Here is an 18259-nt window from a genome sequence, read left to right on the forward strand (position 1 = left end):
TTCTCCTGTTCTATCTGTACTTTACAACATGTGATAATGATTATCATTATCTTTTTTTTCGCCAATTTAGATTACACCGAGCTCTTCGGAAGCGGCAATGGATGAAAGTTGCGACTTTTTGCACGGAAAAGACGGGGGAGGGGGGCAATGTTGTCAGGAACTGCCCCAGGAATGTACTGCCAAGGCACTTTATTGGCCTCGGGGCCTCCCGGCGCTTAACCTGACAACATGGGGGGGGGCGTAACAGCGAGTTTCTTCCACGTCGATACTTTCGCAGCTACAAGATCAAGCCGTCCTCGGCTACAATGCGGATGATCGAATGCGGCTCCGTCCGCACATTGCCGGGAGGGAAATCATGAAGACGTATAGAAAATCGGCGGCCGTAGCGGGCGCATTGTTTTTGGCGGCTACGGCCGCGTACATGCCGGGAAATGCTCTGACCGAATCCGCTGCGGGCACTTCCGATTATCTCGCGCATGCGGCTGACAACCGGGATCGAGTCATCCTTGGGGTGCTGCTCGAGCTCCTGAATTCCGCCGCCGTCGTCGGGATTGCCATCGCTTTGTTCCCGATTCTGAAGCTTTGCAATGAGAAAATCGCGTTGGGCTACGTAGCGTTCCGCGCGTTCGGACCGCTGTCCTTCGTACGGGACGCCATGACATACTCGAACCCAAAGACCAAACATTGTAAACGGAATAAATACTATGCTACAATAGCTTCAATTCGAGGAACGGAGGGTTGTCCTGCTATGGGTGTTATTAATTTTGTCAGATTGCGTTTTGTCGCTTTGTGCCACTAACTAAATAGTGAACAAAGGCTCTGCCTGCGTGCGGAGCAAAACGGAATCGGACTGCCCATTTTAGGATATCCTGCTGCATAGGTGGATCATGTGGGGACAGCGCGTCTGTCTCTTTTTTGCGTGCTCAAGAAGAGGCGTTTATTCGTCTATGCAATTGAAATCCGTCCAACTATTTTCCTTGTCGTTTCGAGGATATGGTTTATTCGAATGCGCGCAATAGCTCCTCCCTGGTACCGTAGTTCCGCCGCAGGCATACGCCTGCGGTTTTTTGTCATTCAACCTAGGGAGGAATCTGTCTATGCGCAGACATAACAAGAAGCATCGGACGATAAGAAAATGCAAATCGGGCCCCAATTTTACAGGGCAGCATCTGCTGCACAATCCGAAAACGATCCAACGGCTGATTGAGGCGGCGAGCCTTCAGCCGACCGACACCGTTCTGGAGATCGGCGCCGGCCGGGGAGTTCTCACCTTCCCGGTTGCCGAAATAGCCGGCAAAGTGCTGGCGGTGGAAGTAGACGCGGATTTCGCCAACACCCTGCGCGCCAAAGCGAAGCCGTATCCCCAAATCACGGTTATCCAAGGCGACATCAGGGAAGTGCGGTTGCCCGCCAGGCCGTTTTCCGTAGTGGCGAACCTTCCGTTTTCCATCACGACGGCCATTCTTGCAAAGCTGCTGGGCAGCGAAGGAAGAGCCTTTCAAAGAGGCGCCTTCATTTTGGAGCATGGAGCGGCACGAAGGTTCACGCAACCCGTTACGTTGGACCCGCGTCTGTTGATGTGGAGAATGATTTTCGAATTTGAAATGGGAACGGCAGTGCCTCGGACGCATTTCGCCCCGCCTCCGCGTGTCGATGCGGCGATCGTGCGAATTGCCCGCAGACCTTGTCCGTTAATATCCGTTACAGAGGGGAAGAGATTCATCGCATTTGCGGCATACGCTTTAAGCGAACCGAGGCGGGTGGCGTCGGATGCGTTTAAGGGGATTTTTACTCCGGCTCAGTTAAGTACGGCGTGCAAGAACGCAAAGGTAGCTCCGGAGCAGGCGGTTGCTTCGTTAACACTGGACCAATGGGCGTCGCTCTATCATGCGATGCTCCGGCATGCGGCGCCTCACCGTTGGCCGAAAGGGTAGATCTATCCGTACGGGGATAAAAGAGCGCCGATCGAATCGGAAGATTCGATCGGCGCTTTTTGCTAGGGCAGAGCGTTTGCGGACTTACGGTTGGGTAGCGGGATCGGCAATCTGCAGTTTCTTGAAGCCGGCCATGAGCAGAACGCCGGTCAGCACCGTGACGACGCCCGACCAGAAAAACCACGACTGAATGCCGTATCTGTCGACGAGCGGTCCGGCGAGCAGCAATCCGATCGGGGAGGCGAGCAGCATGACGCTGGTTACCAGCGAGATGACGCGTCCCAGCATTTCCGGCGCGTAAGCCTTCTGAATCATCGCCATATAAGGACCGTTGAAGAACGGAGAAGCCGCTCCCATCAGGAACGACAGAACGGCGAAGACGAAGAACGCGCCGGGCCCGATAACCCCGCTCGCCAGGCAGGTGAGGCCGATAACGATCAAGCTCCAGCAAATATACGTAATATCCTTCCACTTGGAAGCCAGGACGGCCAGCAACAAGCCGCCGAGGATCATTCCGACGCTGAATACCGCTTCGATCAGGCTGGCGCTGTATCCGCCGCGGCCGAAGTGGGACAGCGTCATGAACGGGAACAGCGTGGCCAGAGGCATAAATACGATGCTGAATACCGCGGTAGCCGCAGTAATGATGACGATCGGACGTGCTTGAACGAAAGTCTGCCATCCCAGCTTGAACTCGTTAAGAAAATGAGGAGCTCCCTGAGCTGCCGGCTTCGGCTGACGGATGGGGATGAACAGAAGCATCAGATTGGCGATCAGCGCTCCGACGACATCCAGGAACAATACGACGCCCAGAGAGGTGGCCGAGTACACGGCGATGCCGAGCGCGGGGCCGACGACCGTCGAGACCGAGAAAACCATCTGGTGCCAACCCGCCACCCGGGTCAGCTGGTCTTCGGGAGCGAGCAGCGGGATGGCCGCCTGCAAGGCGGGAGCATGGAATGCCGAAGCGACGGAACGGATCAGCAAAATCAAATAGACGAATCCCAGACTGGGATCGCCGAAATAATAGTACAAGCCAAGGATGAGACTGAACAAGGCGATTGAGCTGTCGGCCGCGATCATCGTGATTTTGCGGTTCCAGCGGTCCAGCCACACGCCGATGAAAGGCCCGAGAATCGCTTGCGGCAGAAAACCGACCAGTCCGGCCATCGTCAGCACGACCGCCGATTGCGTCGTGGCCGTCAAATGCCAGATGATCGAGAATTGCACCATGGAGCTCGTCAATATAGAGAAGATCTGTCCCGAGAACAGAATAGCAAACGTTTTTTTCCAATTGGCAGACATTAAAAAAATCATCCCTTCGTTTATAGATCATGCCATAAATGAAACACAAATAACCCTCCGCCGTCCTCGCGAAAAAACAGCCGAGCTTGCCCGATTCATTTTGGCACTACCGTAAACGCATGGAATGAGTCAATTTTGCCACCCCCAAAAAATCTATTGCCAGTGTATCAAGGCCGGCGGAACATTGCAACAGAAAGACTATGGTGTCTCAGCAAGAATTGGGGGGAGGGGGAGCGCCAAGGCCAAGAAAGTGCCCCGAGCCTCTGTGCTACAGCGTCGATGGGCATCGAGGGAGAGCGCCAAGGCCAAAAAAGTGCCCCGAGTCTCTGTGTCACAGCGTCGACGAGGACCGGGGAAGGGCTTCAAGGCTCAAAAAGTGCCCCGAGCCTCCGTGCTACAGCGTCGATGGACACCGGGGGAGCGCGCGAAGGCCAAGAAAGTGCCCCGAGCTACACGCCGAGCAGTGCCGGTCCCCTCCTCAGCCCTGATGCGCGGCTCCCCGGAGCGCCTTCGCCAGCCGGACCACGCCCTCCTGAATGGCATCCGCCGTAAGCCCCCCGTAGCCCATGACGATCTGATGCTCGTGCTTTCCTTTCAGCAAGGCATAATGCTCGACCGCGTACACTTGCACGCCCGCCTCGTGTATTCGGCGCATCGTCCGTTCGGTGAACCGCTGATCCGGCAGCTCCACGACCAGGTGCATGCCGGCGGATTCGCCCAATATCTGCGCCTCAGGCAGGTGCCGGCGCAGGCTGGTGACGAGCGCTTCGCGGCGCTTGCGGTAAATTTTCCTCATTCGGCGAATATGCCTGTCGAAGTAGCCCTGCTCCATGAAGCGGGCAAGAATCAGTTGCTCAAGCGTGGAGGTGTGCCGGTCGGCGAACCATTTCAAGCGGCGATAGGTCTCGACGTAACGGGCGGGCAGGACGGTGTAGCCGATACGGAGCGCGGGGGACAAAATTTTGCTGAACGTTCCGACATAGATGACGCGCTCGGGATCGAGTCCCTGAACGGAGTGAACGGGCACGCCTTCGTAGGTGAATTCGCTGTCGTAATCGTCCTCGACGATACAGCAGCCGGTGCGCCGCGCGTATTCGATCAATTGGATGCGCCGCTGAATCGGCAAAGTGCCGCCAAGCGGAAACTGATGGGAGGGGATAACGAAAATAAAGTCCGGCGCTGCGAATTCGTCCAGCTTCTCGGGCAAGATGCCTTTGTCGTCCACCGGAATGGGCTGCAGAGAAGCGCCGGCGTACGTGAAGATGGTGCGCATCTCGTCTGTGACGGGATCTTCGACGGCGATTCGGGCTTGCTTGCCTTCGGATAATAGCTCGGTAATCAAGTGCAGCGCCTGCGTCGCTCCCGACGTGACGACGATCTGCTCGGGATGGCAGCGTACGCCGCGCGCTTGCAGCAGATAGCGGGCCAGCACGCCTCTCAGCTCGGGCGTTCCTTCGGCGCTGGCATATCCGAACGCCCGCTCGGGCGTGTCCAAGCAGACTTCCCGCGCAATTCTTGCCCAGACCGCGCGAGGGAAATAGTCGGTCGCCGGATGGGCGGCCCGGAAGTCGATGCCGTCCTCGCCAACAACCGGAGAGCGGGCCGGGGAGACGGGCGCATCGGTACGCTCCGGCTCGGAAGAGCGCAAGAAAGAACCTGCCGCCACATAGGTCCCGGATTGCGGCCGAACCTCCAGATAACCTTCCGCCAACAGCCGCTCGTACGCTTCCAGAACGACGTTGCGGGACACACCGATCTGTGAAGCAAGCTCGCGGCTGGAAGGGAGCCGCTCCCCTTCGTGCAGCTCCTTGCGCAAAATCCTTATGCGCATCTGCTCGTACACTTGCACGGTCAGAGAGGTTGGAAGCGTTCGATCCACCGGAAACCACAGCATTGCGCCATTCTCCTTTTTGCCGTACGGCAACTGGTACTATCGATATCGTGATGATCTGGATCTTATTGATACCAGTATATCATGTTATGCTGTCTGCATAGAGAGGAGCGCGACGCTGCATGAAGACGATCGGACTTATCGGCGGAATGAGCTGGGAATCGACCGCCGACTATTATCGTTATATCAACCAAGGGGTGAATCGGCGTTTGGGAGGGCTGCATTCGGCCAAGTGCATGCTGTATTCCTGCGACTTCGAAGAGGTCGTGCGCTTGCAGAAGGCCGGCGCATGGGGAGAAGCCGCGGCGCTGCTCGCCGACGCTGCCCGCAAGCTGGAAGCGGGTGGCTGCGACGCCATTCTCATCTGCACGAATACGATGCATGTCGTAGCCGGCGAGGTTCAACAAGCTGTGGGCATTCCGCTGCTGAATATCGTGGACGCGACCGCGGATCGGGTGAAAACGAACGGATTGCGGAAAGTGGGGCTGCTCGGGACGCTGTATACGATGGAGCATGGCTTTTACACGGACCGTCTCCGGGAGCAAGGACTCGACGCGATCGTGCCGGGCGAAGTGGACAGGCTTCGCGTACACGAAGTCATCTTCAACGAGCTGTGCAAAGGGGAGCTGAATCCGGATTCCAAGTCGGATTTCATGCGAATCGTCGAACGGCTTCGGGAACGGGGCGCGGAAGGAGTCATTCTTGGCTGCACGGAAATTCCGCTCCTGCTGAAGCAAGGGGACGTAGACGTCCCCTTGTTCGATACGACGCTTATTCACGCGGAAGCGGCCGTCAGCTTCGCTCTGTCTTGAGCGACTGTCAATGCTGCTTGCCGAGGAAGCTTTCCGCGATGAGCTCCAACTGAGCATCCAGGGAGATCGGTCGTTGTAGTAAGAGCCTTTCGGATCGATGAAAAACACATGACCGTTTTTGACCGCCGGAAGGTTCTTCCATAGAGAGCTGCCATACAGTACATCGGGATCTCCGTCGTCCCTCTTCCTGTCCGGAACCGGGTTTTCTTTCCTTCATTATATTGATAACGATTCTCACCATAAATAAAAGAAGGGGATGAAAGATGACGGCGGGGGATGCGCTGGAATTTGTGCGTGCCGAGTACCGGCTCGGAAGCCGTCATGCCCGGCCATGGCCGCTGTCCATTAGTCGGGGCGGCGAAAAAACCATTCAAGCAAACGAAGGCAAGAGCGCAAGCAAAATAGAAGGGAAAATCATTGAATAGTGTGTAAGGCCTGTACAGATTGTCGGAGATGGGGGATGGGGAATGAGGTCGTGCTGCGGGAAGGCGGGAGACGACTTCGGCTGCAGTTCGGATTGTGCGAACGGAGTCGGGTTTGTTGACGGATCATCTTCCAAGAGGACGCACTGCCATGTCTGCGCCCCTTTATTTTGCGATGGAACGGAGGAGCCCGTGGGCCCGACAGGCCCAACAGGTCCGACCGGGCCAACAGGTGCGACCGGCCCAACCGGCGCGACAGGTCCAACAGGTCCAACCGGCCCAACCGGTCCAACAGGCCCAACAGGTCCAACAGGTGCGACTGGACCGACCGGCCCGACAGGCGCGACCGGCCCAACCGGCCCAACAGGTCCAACAGGCCCAACAGGTCCAACAGGTGCGACCGGAGCCAGAGGACCCACCGGCCCAACCGGCCCCAACTTCGCAACCAACGGCTTTTCCGCCAGAATCAACAACGTTACCGTCAATGCCAACGCTACGCTGACGAACTGGTCGACTGCGAGCCCCTACTACGGAAACCCGGCTTTTAACGCGACTACCGGCGTTTTTACGGTGCCGGTAACGGGAAGATATTCGGTTAAAGCAACGATCAATTATACAACTCTCGCCGCGCTGACCATTCAACTAGGCGCCGGCGTCTTCCCCTCCTTCAGAGTGCGCAGGACGTCCCCCGTCGTTACCGAGCTGATAACCGGTATTTTCCCGGTGCTGAACGTCAATATCGCGCTGCTGCTCACCCTCAGGGTTATTCTGGGCAGCGGTTCGATTACGCTGGCGGGCGACGTCGAACTGAATGCGGGCGACACGGTTGTCCTGGTCTACGCGTCCGATACGCTGGGGATCAACATATCTCTCGGCGGAACCGAGAACGAAGGCATCTTCTGGTCCATCCACCAGATTGCTTGACCCGCATGTCGAAGGAGGGTGGGCAATCGCCTTCTTTTGACCCTATCGCCCCGAAAGGGCTAACCAATTGACCGCCTCTTTCATCTAATACAAGAAAGCAGGTGTAATACCGTTCGGAGCAAGGGAGGGCGATCGCAATTGAAGAGGAGAATATACAAGTCGGGCAAAGCGCGGTTATACGCAATTTTGCTGCGATCCCTTCTCTGTCTCGCGAAAGCCGCCAAGCCGACCAAAGCTTCGAAGCCGACCAAAGCCTCGAAAACGACCAGTCGACGCCAACGCTGCCGCATACGGAGAAAGCGCCGTCTCTGCCGAAAATGCTGCCCTTCCCGCAAGCGCCCGTCCCGCGGGAAAATCCGCAGAGCGCGGAAGCTGCCTCCGCCTTTTCCTCAACTATGGCGCTCGACCGACAACTCGACCGTATTGTGGGACCCCGCCGCGCCCCGTCCTCCTGTCGAGAAAGCCGCTCAACTGACGGAGAAGGAATGCTGCGGCAACTTTCTCGTTCAGGAAAACCAAACAAGCCCGCAGCAACTGTGGACGATGTCCCCAGGCATACAGGCGGAGCTGACTCAAGTGTCTATATTTAACGATGCTTCCAGCAGCGGCAGCCTTGAAGCGATCATTGCCGGCGACGGATCGTTCGTCCTGCGGATCGATCCGGGAACGACCGGAACATTCACGGACCGAAACATCAGATCGATTCATATTGCCCCGACAGAGAACAAGGCGGGAGTCATCGAAGGGAAATACTGCGTGACCGCTTTCTTCAGGCTGGGAGAACGAAACTTAGGGCAGCGGGTATCGGACCGTGATGCAGAGCTCGCCTGAGTAAATACCGTCGTTCGCTCCTTCGTCGGATGCGGGAAGAATGACCTGCAGCTGGGCGAAGCGGCGAAACGTGAATGAAGTGGTCGTTCCCGGCGAGATGACGATAGGGGCTCCGATGTCGTTCCCGCTCGAGTCGACGGGCTGGAGAGAAATGTCCGCGGGGCCGGATGCATACTGCAAGTAGCCGGTCGCGGACAGACTCTGGCCAATGTTGTTGTCATAGACGACAATGGTGACGGGATCCTCGTCCGTATCCGTTACCGTTCCCGTCCAAGGGCTGCACACTTTATCCTGAACGTATTCCTGGTCCGGACAGCAGGCTAGCGCCGATGGCGCGCAGTTACAGGCCAATTCGAATCAACACCTTTGTCGAGAATGATAATGGATCAGCTCACGGGATATCGGGTCGTAATACAGAACTCTCCTTCATACTGACCGACCGTCGCGGCGGTGACGACTTGAATCGTAGCGAATCGGCGATAAGTAAAAGAGATGCTGGTTCCTGCGGCAATGGTGGGGAAAGTGGCGATCGTTCCGCCCGCGCTGTCGAGAATGTTGAGCGTAATGGTGCCCGGACCCGAATCGAAGCGCAGAAAACCGGTGCCGACAATATTTTGACTCAGATTGTTCGTGTACACGGTCAAGGTCGTCGTGTTGGCCCCGGCCCACGGACTGCATACTTTATCTTGGACATATTCCTTCTCCGGGCAGCAGGATAAAGCGGAAGACGAGCAATTGCACCCCATTCGCGAAGCAGCTCCTTTACGGATTCGGTAGTGTAAGATAGCTAATGCGAATTGTCCCATTTTTGCGTGGATGCATACCCAAAGTTTCCGTGAACCTTATCGAAATTACATAAAAAAGGAGATTTGTCGGATTTGGTAGAATAAGTGAATGATCATCGACGGCTCAGCGCGGTCGTCGTCATCCTATTCGTCGAGGTGGAACAATTGTCGGATTTTTTCGAAGTGCGAACGGAGAACGGGGGGAAAGAGTATCATAGGTTCAATCGGTTTCATCTCTTCCGCAGAACCTGGTATTTATCCTATTTGCCGCCTGTTTTGTTCGGGATTCTAGGTTTGCTGGCTTTTCTGGACGGAGAGTCTGCTCCCGCATACACCCTGTGGGCAGTCGCGGCCGGTACTCCGCTCTTGATGCTGCTGACGTTGGCGCTGGCCGGCAAGCGGCATCTGAAAACGAATAAAATGTACGCCAGCATGAAAAATGTATACTATCGCTTCGATCGCAACACATTGTTCAGTGAAACCGTCAACCCCAATCTCAAGACCACGCTGGAGACGGGGTGGGACAGCGTCTACCGCATCTACGAGTCGAAAACGAGCTTTTACATCTACATAAGCAATCTGCAAGCTTTCATTATTCCCAAGGCGGATATCGTAACCGGCCAACCGGAGGAGCTGTCCCGGATGTTCGGGGAACTGGCAGGGAATAAGCTGCGCAAACGCTAGACGCCGACAAATAACCCCCGAGGTGCGAAAATGACCGCAATATCGATGACCAAGTCGCAGGCGAGAAAGTTTTTGCTGTTCTATCACGGGTTGAGCGGCCAGTTTCGGTTTCGCGGCAAAGAGGGCGTACTTGCTTACATTAGGCGCGTCGGCTGCATCCAGTTCGACCCGCTTAACGTCGTCGGCCCCAATCCAGAGCTGGTGCTGCGCTCCAAAGTCGAGGATTTCGAGCCCGCCATGCTATCCGAGCTGCTGTATCAGGATCGCAAGCTGGTCGATTACTGGGACAAATGCATGTCGATTCTGCCCGTCGAGGACTGGCCGTACTTCTCGCGTCTTCGCGAGCAGCATGGGGCTTGGTACCGGGCGAACGAAGACGTCGCGGAGCGGTTCCGGAACGAGATCGAGAGCAGGGGACCTCTGTGCTCCGGCGATCTGGACGACAACGAGAAGGTCGACTGGGCATGGGGACCGACGAGATTGTCCCGTGCGGCGCTGGAAGCGATGTACCATGCCGGGCGGCTCGGCATTCATCATAAGTCGCATACCCGCAAGTATTACGATCTGATCGAGCGTCTCATTCCGTCAGAGCATCTCTCGGCATCCGACCCGTTCGAGACGGACGGGCGTTATTACGCCTGGTTCGTGCTGAGGCGAATCGGCAGCGTCGGGCTGCTGTGGAACAGGCCGAGCGACGCCTGGATCGGCATCCGCGGGCTGAAGAGCCGGGAGCGAAACGATGCTTTCGCCTTGCTGTCGGAAGAGGGGAAGATCGTCCCCGTCGAAGTGAAAGGGGTGCAGCATCCGCTATATGTGCGCAGCGAAGACGTGCCCCTGCTGGAGGAGGCGCTGTCCGACGACAGCCCGAACGAACGGACCAGCGTCCTTGCTCCATTGGACAACATCATGTGGGACAGGAATCTGATCCGAGAGCTATTCGACTTCGATTATCGCTGGGAAGTGTACAAGCCAGCGGCTGAGAGACAGTACGGCTACTACGTGCTGCCCGTCGTCTATGGAGATCGGATCGTCGCCCGGTTCGATCCGGTCAAGCATCGCAAGAACGCGCCGCTCTCCTTCCATAATTGGTGGTGGGAAGACGGCATAGACACGGAAGACGAACGGATGAAGGCGAGCATTGAGCGCGGCCTTGAGCGGTTCGCCGGTCAGCTCGGCACGCATTACCGGTCAGCGGAACGATAAAGAAACGGGGAGAAAAAAAGATGAATCGCTATGTAGGCGTGGAGATCGACGGGGACAGTATCTATTTGATGGCCGACACTCCGTACGGGGTGCTGGAGAACGAGGCTCCGACCGGCCGAGAGTGTACGCTGGAGCAGCTTGAGCAGGCGGTCGCGACTTTCGTCGGCAAGCTTCCGTATAAGCCGAGCGGAATCGGCATGGGGATGCCGGGGCTTGTTGCGGGCAACGATAAAGTGGAGCTGAGCCATGTCGTTCCGGCGCTGACCGGCGCGACGGCCGAAGCGTTCGCCTCGGTCGCCGGGGCACCCGTCGCCTTTATCAATGACGTCAAAGCGGCGGCGATGGCCGAAGCCGTGCGGTATTCGGATCGCGATACGGTGATCGTCGTTCTCGTCGACGCTTTTATCGCGGCGGGCGTCGTCGTCAAGGGCGAGCTGCTGCGCGGGGCGAAAGGATGGGGCGGCGAGCTGGGCTACATGATCGTATCGACGGACGGCGAGCCGCAATTGCTGGATTCGCTGGCGAGCGGCTACGCCATCTTGAATCGCGCGGGTCTGGACGATGCCGCTTTGCGGCAGCGGCTCTTAGCCGGAGACGAACGGGTTGCCGGATGGGTCCGCGAGGCGGGGACTTACTTCGGGTATGCGTTAACGAATCTGGTGCATTTGTACAATCCGGATGTGATCGTTGTCGGCGGAAGAACGCCGACTTACGAAGGGTATATGGAAGCGGCGAAAGCCGCGCTGCGGGAGCGCGCGCTGCCGGAATTGCTCGCTTGCTGCACGATCGCGTCTCCCGCCGTTGCGAAGCGGGTCATCGCATACGGTGCAAGAGAGTGGATTCGCAAGCTAGAGGCGAACTGAGCGTAAATGGCTGCGGTCGCTCGCCGGGATCGCATCGTAAGCAGGCGCAAGGCACGAACAATAGAGGCATGTCCCGAAAAAAATGATATAATCCGAGAGAGGCTGTACAAATCGGAAGGGGTGCCTAGATGGCGTGGAAAAGGTTTGTTGCCGTACTGCTTGTGTTTGGGCTGATTACCTTACCGCTTGGAGCGCTTAAAGTTTATGCCGCTTCTCCGACAATTACGGGACTTAATACTTTTCCTGTGAAGCCGTATACGGAAGGGGAGTTTTTTAATCTTACAGTTGTGTTCGACCAGAACGTGCAAGTTGTCGGCGGTACGCCAAGCTTGAAGCTGGATGTCGGAGGGACGGAGCGGGAGGCGCTGTATTCCGGCGGATCCGGCCAGTATGTCGGCTTTATTTATACGGTTCAACCGGGAGACAACGATGCGGACGGCATTGATGTAGTCGGTCCGATTCAATTAAACGGAGCGACGATCCGCAACGGTTCGGGCGAAGATGCCGTTCTTGGAACCGGTTTCGGGACAGGCGGAGCTTCCGTGCTGCATACGTCAGTACTCATAGACACAACCGCACCAATGATTGAATCGGTTACCGTGCCGGCAGACGGAGTGTATCGGCCTGGGGACGAGCTGCTGTTTACTGTAGACTTTTCAGAAAATATCGTTGTCAATGTAGGCGGGGGTATACCGTACTTGCCGCTTGACATCGGTGGCACTCAGGTTCGGGCGGAGGAGTTTTACACGATCGGTCATGACAAGGTTGTCTTCCGCTATACAATAGAACCCGGACTTGAGGCTAACGGAATTACAGTTGGCGACGAAATCAAGTTCTATGGGGGCGCGATCCAGGACAACCCGGCTCGCAATCCGATTAATCGTACGCTTCCCGCAGCAATGGATCGATCTTTGGAAGGAATTGCGATTCAGCCGTCTATCGTCACGCCCGTGCCGCCGGTCAAACAGCAAATTCCTGCCTCAGCCGTCTATCGTGCGGGAGAGTTTATCGATTTTACAATTGAATATCACGAGCCTGTTGTCGTGACGGGCATCCCGTTTATTCCGCTTACGGTGGGCAGTGCGTCCCGACAGGCGAATTTCCTGCAAGCGACCGGCAATCAGGCGACGTTCCGGTATACGGTACAAAACGGAGACGAGGATGCGAACGGCATCGTTGCCGGCAGTGCGATCAATCTGAACGGCGGACAGATCGATAATGGCTTGGGTACGCCGCTGTCCACCGCTGTGTATAAGCTTGCGCTTGCGGACGTGCAAGTAGATGCGACGATTCCGCAAGTGACGAGTGTATCGATTCCGGCCAATCGCAATTATACGACAGGGGAGAGCTTTGATTTCAGGCTGGATTTCAGCGAGAAGGTGAAAGTGGTCGATCATCCCCGTCTGAGGCTGGAAATGGGCAACGGTTCCGTCACACAGGCGGTCTACGCCGAGTATGTGTCCGGAAGCGGAACGGGAAAGCTCATCTTCCGTTATACGGTGCAAAGCTCCGACCTGGACACGGACGGAATTAAGATCGGATCTCTGGACAGCGCCAATGGCGCCATTGTCGATCTGGGAGGCAATCCGAGCGACCCGACAGTTGCTGCTCCAACGAGCTATTTTCTGGTTATTTTGAACGCTCCGACGCCGACGATTACTTCGGTCGATGTGCCGAGCGCAGGCACATATGCATCGGGAACGACGATCTATTTTACCGTGCATTTCTCGGAGGCGGTCACTGTGCAGACCGCTTACCCACGAGTGCCGATCACGATCGGAAGCTCCCCTCAGTACGCTCTTTACTATAGCGGCGTTGGGACGGACGCCATGACCTTCCAGTATCTGATCAAACCTACGGATTCCGATACGGACGGCATTGCGCTGGACAGCGCTCTATACGGCAATAACGGGAAATTGATTAGTTTGGCTGGCTATGGCGTTCAGGCCGACTTGACGCTTAACAGCGTTGGCGACACCAGCGGCGTTCTCATAGGCGTGCAGCCTGAGCCATCGCCAAGCCCAACACCAAGCCCGACGCCGAGCCCTTCTCCGGAGCCGTCGCCAAGTCCAACGTCGAGCCCATCGCCAAGTCCGTCACCGGAGCCGTCGCCAAGCCCATCGCCGGAACCTCCGATCAAGCCTGGCGCTTGTTCGTTCGAGGATATTAACAGCAGTTGGGCGAAAGAAGAAATTTGCGAAGCGGTTGCGCTCGATATTTTGGATGGACTGTCAACAACTCGGTTTGCGCCGACCGGGACGATTACTCGGGGAGAATTGGCGCAAGCACTCGTTCAGTTCCTATCTCTGATAGAAGAGAAGGAGAAGAATAGCGCCTCGGCTATATTGCGCTATAAGGATCAATCCGACTTCTCGGCATCGGAGACACAAGCGATTGCCGTTGCAACTGCACAAGGATGGTTGCGGGGATACACAGACGGTTCCTTCAGGCCGCAGGCTTCGATTACGCGTTCCGAGCTGTTGGTTGTGCTGGCGAGGATCGCCGGCTGGAAGACGGAATCGGACAAGCCGTTCACCGTATTCGGAGACGACTCTGCGATTCCGGTCTGGGCGAGGTTCGCCGTGTATCGGGCGCAGCAAGAAGGCATTCTTGTCGGCAAGCCGAGCGAGTTGTTTTCTCCGCAGGTTGCAGCGACACGCGCGGAGACCGCTGCGTTGTTCGTCAGGTTGTATCATTATTTGAAGCACTGAGCGTGACAGGCTTAACTGTCTCGAAATCCGTCTAAGGCCAGAAGCCTTGGGCGGATTTTTTTAACCAGCCAGCTTGCGGACGGAGACGAGCAGACGGTTGAGCGGGTTCACCGGGCCGATACGTGTTTCGGCTATACGCCGGCTAATCCGGTTCATTTGTACAACCCCGATGTGATGGTGATCGGAGGCGCGATAACCACCTGTGTCGGCTACATGGAAGCGGCGAAAGCCGCGCTTCAAGCGCATGCGCTGCCGGAATGAAGAAAGGCCCGGACGCCGCCCGAGGCAGCGCCCGGCCCACGCAAGTCACGCCGCCCGAACGGATTCGTTGTCTTTGTTCTTCCTGCCGGACAGGAGCCAGCCGCTCAGCGCGATAATCAGCAGTACGGCGTAGAAGGTCAGCTTCCATCCGGTCGACTCCGCGAACGAGTGCGGAATGACGTGCAGGGACGGATGCGCGAGCGTATGGACCGCCAGCTTTACGCCGACCCATCCGACGATGACGAACGCGGCGATCTCAAGAGACGGCCGGCTTTCGAGCAGCTTCACGAACAGATTCGCGGCGAAACGCATGATCAACAGCCCGATGAAGCCGCCCAGGAAAATGACGATGAAGTGTCCGCCGTCCATTCCCCCGATTCGCGGCAAAGTCGTCGCCGGCAGCGCCACGGCCAGCGCGACCGCTGCGAGGATCGAATCGATCGCGAAGGCGATGTCCGCGACCTCAACCTTGAACACCGTCGCCCAAAATCCAGACTGCTTTTTCTCCTTTTTCTCCTCGGCGCTTTGTTCGCCTTTCTTCACGAGTACCTTGCGGAAAATGTGATTCAGCGCGATGAACAGGAGATAGAGCGCCCCGAGCGCCTGCACCTGCCACACGTCCACCAGGAACGAAATCGCGAACAGAGAAGCGAACCGGAACACGAACGCTCCCGCCAAACCGTAGAAGAGAGCCTTTTTCCGCTGCTGCTCGGGCAAATGTTTCACCATAATGGCGAGCACGAGCGCATTGTCGGCTGCCAGCAGCCCCTCGAGAGCGATCAGTACGAGCAGCACCCATCCATACTCCAACAGCAATCCGATATCCATGCGAAGTCCCCCTAGCGCAAAGTAAGATGAGCCTACCGTCTATTCTTCCCAAGAATGCGAAGAGACCTTCGCCTTGTTGGACAAAGGTCTCGCTAACAGCACCGTTAAGGCAATGCCAACAAAGCCGGAGAGCCGCGGCTCTCGTATTGACGACTTTATTGTACAGCTACTCCCCTTTGGAGTCGGACTATTCGGTTGCGGCAAGTCTCATTTAGAAAAATAATACGTGCGGCCGCATCCGAGGTTTCAATCGGGATCAAACGTTTTTCGGATAAGCGGCTTTGGCGGAAGCGGTCCGGCTCTCCGCAGCTTCGGGGAACGCGTCCATCAGAAGCCGGTAGGAGCGAACCCGCGCGTCGAAGTCCTCCAGAATGGTCGTAACGAGAAACTCTTCAACGCCGAAGTCTCGTTGCAGCTCCAGCAGCTTCCGGCGAACGGAAACCTTCGAACCGAACACCGTCTGCTGCGGCTGCGATCGGGTCGTATAGCGGCCTTGGAATCGGAGGCTTGCCGCTTCCTGTCGCGACAATGCCGTGTAAGTCTGCCCATTCTCGAAAATAAATTTGATCCGGGCATTCTCCGACGCGAGCCGCTGCGCTTCCTCGTCCGTTTCCCCGACGATGACCGAGAGAGCGAGCAGAGCCCGCGGTCCGGCCGCGTTCTCGCGGAAGTTCGAGCGATAGAGCCGGAATGCCCGAGCCGCGGCATCTACATCTTCGTTGATGATCAACGCGAAGACGTAGGGCAGTCCCAGCTTCGCGGCCAGCAGTCCGCTGCTCTCGCTTGAGCCGAGCACGTAGAGCTCCGGCGGAGAAGGGGGGATCGGGATCGCCCTTAATCCGGCGACGGAAGGATCTTCGGGAACGGCCTCCTTAAGGTGCGAGGCCAATTGCTCCAGCTTCTCGTCGACGGAAGGCGCATGGGGAGAATAGGGGCTCAGCGCCGCCGTCGCCCTCGGCAGTCCGCCGGGGGCGCGTCCGATTCCCAAGTCCACTCTTCCGGGGGCGAGCGAAGCCAAGACATTGAAGTTCTCCGCCACCTTGTACGGGCTGTAATGCTGCAGCATGATCCCGCCGGAGCCGACGCGGATGCGATCGGTTTTGGCCAGCAGATGGGAGATCAGCACTTCCGGCGAAGAGCCGGCGATATTGGGCGTATCGTGGTGCTCCGACACCCAGAAGCGGGAATAGCCGAGCTCCTCGGTCCGCTGCGCAAGCTCGATTGTCCGGGCGAATGCCGCTGCGGCGTCTTGTCCGGATGTAATCCAGCTATGATCCAGCACGCTTAATTGGATAGTCATCTTGTCATCTCCTTCGTTAGTCGTTCGTCGGGAATTAGGTCGTGAAGCGCGTTCTATTCCAGCGGTCCGGCCGGATCGAAAACATCGCGAAGCCGATCGCCGATCAGATTGATCGACAGGACGAACAGCGTAATGGCGATGCCGGGAAACGTGCTGATCCACCAGGCTACGGTCAGATAGCTTCTTCCTTGGGACAGAATGGCGCCCCAATCGGGAACCTCCTTCCACTCTCCCAACCCGAGAAAGCTCAGCCCCGAGCCCGCGAGGATGGCGGAGCCGATTCCGAGCGCGGCCATCAAGAGGACGGGAGGCAGGGAATGGGGAAGCAGGTGAAGGAGGAAAACGCGCGGCCGCGAGGCTCCGAGCGAACGCGCGGCGAGGGCGAACGGACGGTTCTGGAGCGACAGCAGCCCGCCTCGCATGATCCGCGCGTACCCCGGAACGGAGGAGATGGCGACGGCCAGCACGATGTTGCGCATGCCGGGGCCGAGCGACGCCGCGATCGCCAGCGCGAGCAAAATGCCGGGAATGGTCATGAGCGTATCGACGACCCGCATGATAATCGCGTCCCATATTCCGCCGAAGTAGCCGGCCAACAGGCCCAGCAGCGTTCCCGCGAAGCATCCGAGCACCACCGAGGCGACGCCGATCAGAAGCGAATAACGGCTGCCGTGGACGACGACGCTGTAGACGTCCCGCCCGAGATTGTCGGTGCCGAACCAATGGTCGCCTCCCGGCGGCAGCAGCACGCGATCCATCCGCATGTCGGTGGGAGATGCGGTCGCCATCCACTGCGGAGCGATCGAGCAAGCGATCAGGAAGAGCAGCACCCCTCCGGACAAGGCGAGCAGCAGCCGCTCCAGGTTTTTTTTGGGCGCGATAACCTCTGCGCTCGTCATGGCTTTCCTCCTAGAGTTTATTGGGTTCGCCGGATTCGGGGGTCGATTAGCGAGTAGGAGAGATCGACCAGCAAATTCACGACGACGTAGACGACGGCCGAGAAGAGCACGACCCCCTGAACGACGGGGATATCCTTGGCCAGAATCGCGTCCGCCAGCACGCGGCCGATTCCTTGTCTGGCGAATACGGTCTCGATGACGACCGCCCCCGCCATCATCTCTCCCGCGAGCATGCCGAGCAGCGTGACGGCCGGAATCAGCGCATTGCGCAAGGCGTGGCGGTAGAGCACGGTCCTCTCCGTCAGCCCTTTGGCCCGCAGAGCGGCGATGTAGGGCTCCTTGAGCACCTCAAGCATTCCGTTGCGCACCATGCGCGCGATGAATCCCGCGCCAGCGATCCCTAGCGTAATCGCCGGCAGAATTAAAGCGCGCAACCCTCCCGAACCCGTTGCCGGCAGCCAGCTCCAATGGACGGAGAAGGCGAGAATCAACAGAATCCCCGTCCAGAACGAAGGCATGGATATGCTCAGCAGAGCGAGCAGCCGGATAACGGCATCGGTCGCTCCGTTGCGTCGGAATCGCGCTGGGCATGTTGTCGGCGATCCG

The 18259-nt window shown here is 57.6% G+C and carries 18 protein-coding genes; 10 read left to right on the forward strand and 8 right to left on the reverse strand.

Translation table 11 applies throughout. The features are described 5' to 3' along the window. Window positions 1-355 precede the first annotated feature (355 nt). On the forward strand, window positions 356-799 hold the full coding sequence (locus B0G52_RS34025) for a DUF4386 domain-containing protein (RefSeq protein WP_158223992.1): 444 nt from the start codon (window positions 356-358) through the stop codon (window positions 797-799). 298 nt (window positions 800-1097) lie between these two features. After that, entirely contained in the window at window positions 1098-1934 is an 837-nt protein-coding gene (erm, locus tag B0G52_RS34030; RefSeq protein ID WP_094050889.1) for a 23S ribosomal RNA methyltransferase Erm, read from the forward strand. Window positions 1935-2018: 84 nt separating this feature from the next. Here the strand turns inward: erm and B0G52_RS34035 are convergent, their stop codons facing one another. Next, window positions 2019-3239: an MFS transporter gene (locus tag B0G52_RS34035; RefSeq protein WP_094050890.1), complete on the reverse strand. Its 1221-nt coding sequence runs from the start codon at window positions 3237-3239 to the stop codon at window positions 2019-2021. Between the two features lie 478 nt (window positions 3240-3717). Next, window positions 3718-5133, reverse strand: coding sequence for a MocR-like pyridoxine biosynthesis transcription factor PdxR (pdxR, locus tag B0G52_RS34040; RefSeq protein WP_094050891.1), 1416 nt, complete (start codon window positions 5131-5133; stop codon window positions 3718-3720). Window positions 5134-5252: 119 nt separating this feature from the next. Between pdxR and B0G52_RS34045 the strand changes: the two genes are divergently transcribed. From B0G52_RS34045 to B0G52_RS34055, 4 genes are all read left to right on the forward strand, one after another. Next, window positions 5253-5942, forward strand: coding sequence for an aspartate/glutamate racemase family protein (locus B0G52_RS34045; protein WP_094050892.1), 690 nt, complete (start codon window positions 5253-5255; stop codon window positions 5940-5942). A 263-nt stretch (window positions 5943-6205) separates the two neighbouring features. Beyond that, window positions 6206-6367, forward strand: coding sequence for a hypothetical protein (locus B0G52_RS35790; RefSeq protein WP_158223993.1), 162 nt, complete (start codon window positions 6206-6208; stop codon window positions 6365-6367). Window positions 6368-6934: 567 nt separating this feature from the next. Continuing rightward, window positions 6935-7288: a hypothetical protein gene (locus tag B0G52_RS36405; protein WP_233163326.1), complete on the forward strand. Its 354-nt coding sequence runs from the start codon at window positions 6935-6937 to the stop codon at window positions 7286-7288. A 138-nt stretch (window positions 7289-7426) separates the two neighbouring features. Then, window positions 7427-8119, forward strand: coding sequence for an S-Ena type endospore appendage (locus B0G52_RS34055; protein WP_094050893.1), 693 nt, complete (start codon window positions 7427-7429; stop codon window positions 8117-8119). Here B0G52_RS34055 and B0G52_RS34060 read toward each other — a convergent pair. Together B0G52_RS34060 and B0G52_RS34065 are read right to left on the reverse strand one after the other, a co-directional pair. Next, complete coding sequence (locus tag B0G52_RS34060) at window positions 8078-8470, reverse strand: DUF3992 domain-containing protein (protein ID WP_094050894.1); 393 nt, start codon at window positions 8468-8470, stop codon at window positions 8078-8080. The genes B0G52_RS34055 and B0G52_RS34060 overlap by 42 nt on opposite strands. A 35-nt stretch (window positions 8471-8505) precedes the next feature. Continuing rightward, a complete protein-coding gene (locus B0G52_RS34065; RefSeq protein WP_094050895.1) occupies window positions 8506-8865 on the reverse strand; it encodes a DUF3992 domain-containing protein in 360 nt (119 codons plus the stop codon). 144 nt (window positions 8866-9009) lie between these two features. On the opposite strand from B0G52_RS34065, the gene B0G52_RS34070 reads away from it, so the two are divergent. From B0G52_RS34070 to B0G52_RS34085, 4 genes are all read left to right on the forward strand, one after another. Continuing rightward, window positions 9010-9588 (forward strand): YcxB family protein, encoded by a 579-nt coding sequence (locus tag B0G52_RS34070; protein ID WP_094050896.1) that lies wholly within the window; start codon window positions 9010-9012, stop codon window positions 9586-9588. Between the two features lie 30 nt (window positions 9589-9618). After that, window positions 9619-10791 carry a winged helix-turn-helix domain-containing protein gene (locus B0G52_RS34075; RefSeq protein ID WP_094050897.1) on the forward strand — a complete coding sequence of 391 codons (1173 nt, stop codon included), beginning with the start codon at window positions 9619-9621 and terminating at the stop codon, window positions 10789-10791. A 20-nt stretch (window positions 10792-10811) separates the two neighbouring features. Beyond that, window positions 10812-11654, forward strand: a complete 843-nt coding sequence (locus B0G52_RS34080; RefSeq protein WP_094050898.1) for an ROK family protein — start codon at window positions 10812-10814, stop codon at window positions 11652-11654. Window positions 11655-11782: 128 nt separating this feature from the next. Further along, entirely contained in the window at window positions 11783-14365 is a 2583-nt protein-coding gene (locus B0G52_RS34085; protein ID WP_094050899.1) for an S-layer homology domain-containing protein, read from the forward strand. A gap of 306 nt (window positions 14366-14671) precedes the next feature. On the opposite strand, the gene B0G52_RS34090 is transcribed toward B0G52_RS34085, so the two are convergent. The 4 genes from B0G52_RS34090 to B0G52_RS36410 all read right to left on the reverse strand — a co-directional run. Next, window positions 14672-15454 carry a TerC family protein gene (locus B0G52_RS34090; RefSeq protein ID WP_094050900.1) on the reverse strand — a complete coding sequence of 261 codons (783 nt, stop codon included), beginning with the start codon at window positions 15452-15454 and terminating at the stop codon, window positions 14672-14674. A gap of 256 nt (window positions 15455-15710) precedes the next feature. Further along, complete coding sequence (locus B0G52_RS34095) at window positions 15711-16754, reverse strand: LLM class flavin-dependent oxidoreductase (RefSeq protein ID WP_094050901.1); 1044 nt, start codon at window positions 16752-16754, stop codon at window positions 15711-15713. A 53-nt stretch (window positions 16755-16807) separates the two neighbouring features. Further along, window positions 16808-17653: an ABC transporter permease gene (locus B0G52_RS34100; RefSeq protein ID WP_094050902.1), complete on the reverse strand. Its 846-nt coding sequence runs from the start codon at window positions 17651-17653 to the stop codon at window positions 16808-16810. A gap of 17 nt (window positions 17654-17670) precedes the next feature. Continuing rightward, a partial coding sequence (locus B0G52_RS36410; RefSeq protein WP_233163328.1) for an ABC transporter permease occupies window positions 17671-18259 on the reverse strand: 589 nt, incomplete at its 5' end.

This window comes from Cohnella sp. SGD-V74 (assembly GCF_003001675.1).
Classification (GTDB): domain Bacteria; phylum Bacillota; class Bacilli; order Paenibacillales; family Paenibacillaceae; genus Cohnella.

Excerpts from the sequence above, each read along its gene's own strand:
- B0G52_RS34025 (WP_158223992.1), top strand. The coding sequence starts at position 356 with ATGAAGACGTATAGAAAATCGGCGGCCGTAGCGGGCGCATTGTTTTTG.
- erm (WP_094050889.1), top strand. The coding sequence starts at position 1,098 with ATGCGCAGACATAACAAGAAGCATCGGACGATAAGAAAATGCAAATCG.
- B0G52_RS34035 (WP_094050890.1), bottom strand. The coding sequence starts at position 3,239 with ATGTCTGCCAATTGGAAAAAAACGTTTGCTATTCTGTTCTCGGGACAG.
- pdxR (WP_094050891.1), bottom strand. The coding sequence starts at position 5,133 with ATGCTGTGGTTTCCGGTGGATCGAACGCTTCCAACCTCTCTGACCGTG.
- B0G52_RS34045 (WP_094050892.1), top strand. The coding sequence starts at position 5,253 with ATGAAGACGATCGGACTTATCGGCGGAATGAGCTGGGAATCGACCGCC.
- B0G52_RS35790 (WP_158223993.1), top strand. The coding sequence starts at position 6,206 with ATGACGGCGGGGGATGCGCTGGAATTTGTGCGTGCCGAGTACCGGCTC.
- B0G52_RS34065 (WP_094050895.1), bottom strand. The coding sequence starts at position 8,865 with ATGGGGTGCAATTGCTCGTCTTCCGCTTTATCCTGCTGCCCGGAGAAG.
- B0G52_RS34075 (WP_094050897.1), top strand. The coding sequence starts at position 9,619 with ATGACCGCAATATCGATGACCAAGTCGCAGGCGAGAAAGTTTTTGCTG.
- B0G52_RS34080 (WP_094050898.1), top strand. The coding sequence starts at position 10,812 with ATGAATCGCTATGTAGGCGTGGAGATCGACGGGGACAGTATCTATTTG.
- B0G52_RS34085 (WP_094050899.1), top strand. The coding sequence starts at position 11,783 with ATGGCGTGGAAAAGGTTTGTTGCCGTACTGCTTGTGTTTGGGCTGATT.
- B0G52_RS34090 (WP_094050900.1), bottom strand. The coding sequence starts at position 15,454 with ATGGATATCGGATTGCTGTTGGAGTATGGATGGGTGCTGCTCGTACTG.
- B0G52_RS34095 (WP_094050901.1), bottom strand. The coding sequence starts at position 16,754 with ATGACTATCCAATTAAGCGTGCTGGATCATAGCTGGATTACATCCGGA.
- B0G52_RS34100 (WP_094050902.1), bottom strand. The coding sequence starts at position 17,653 with ATGACGAGCGCAGAGGTTATCGCGCCCAAAAAAAACCTGGAGCGGCTG.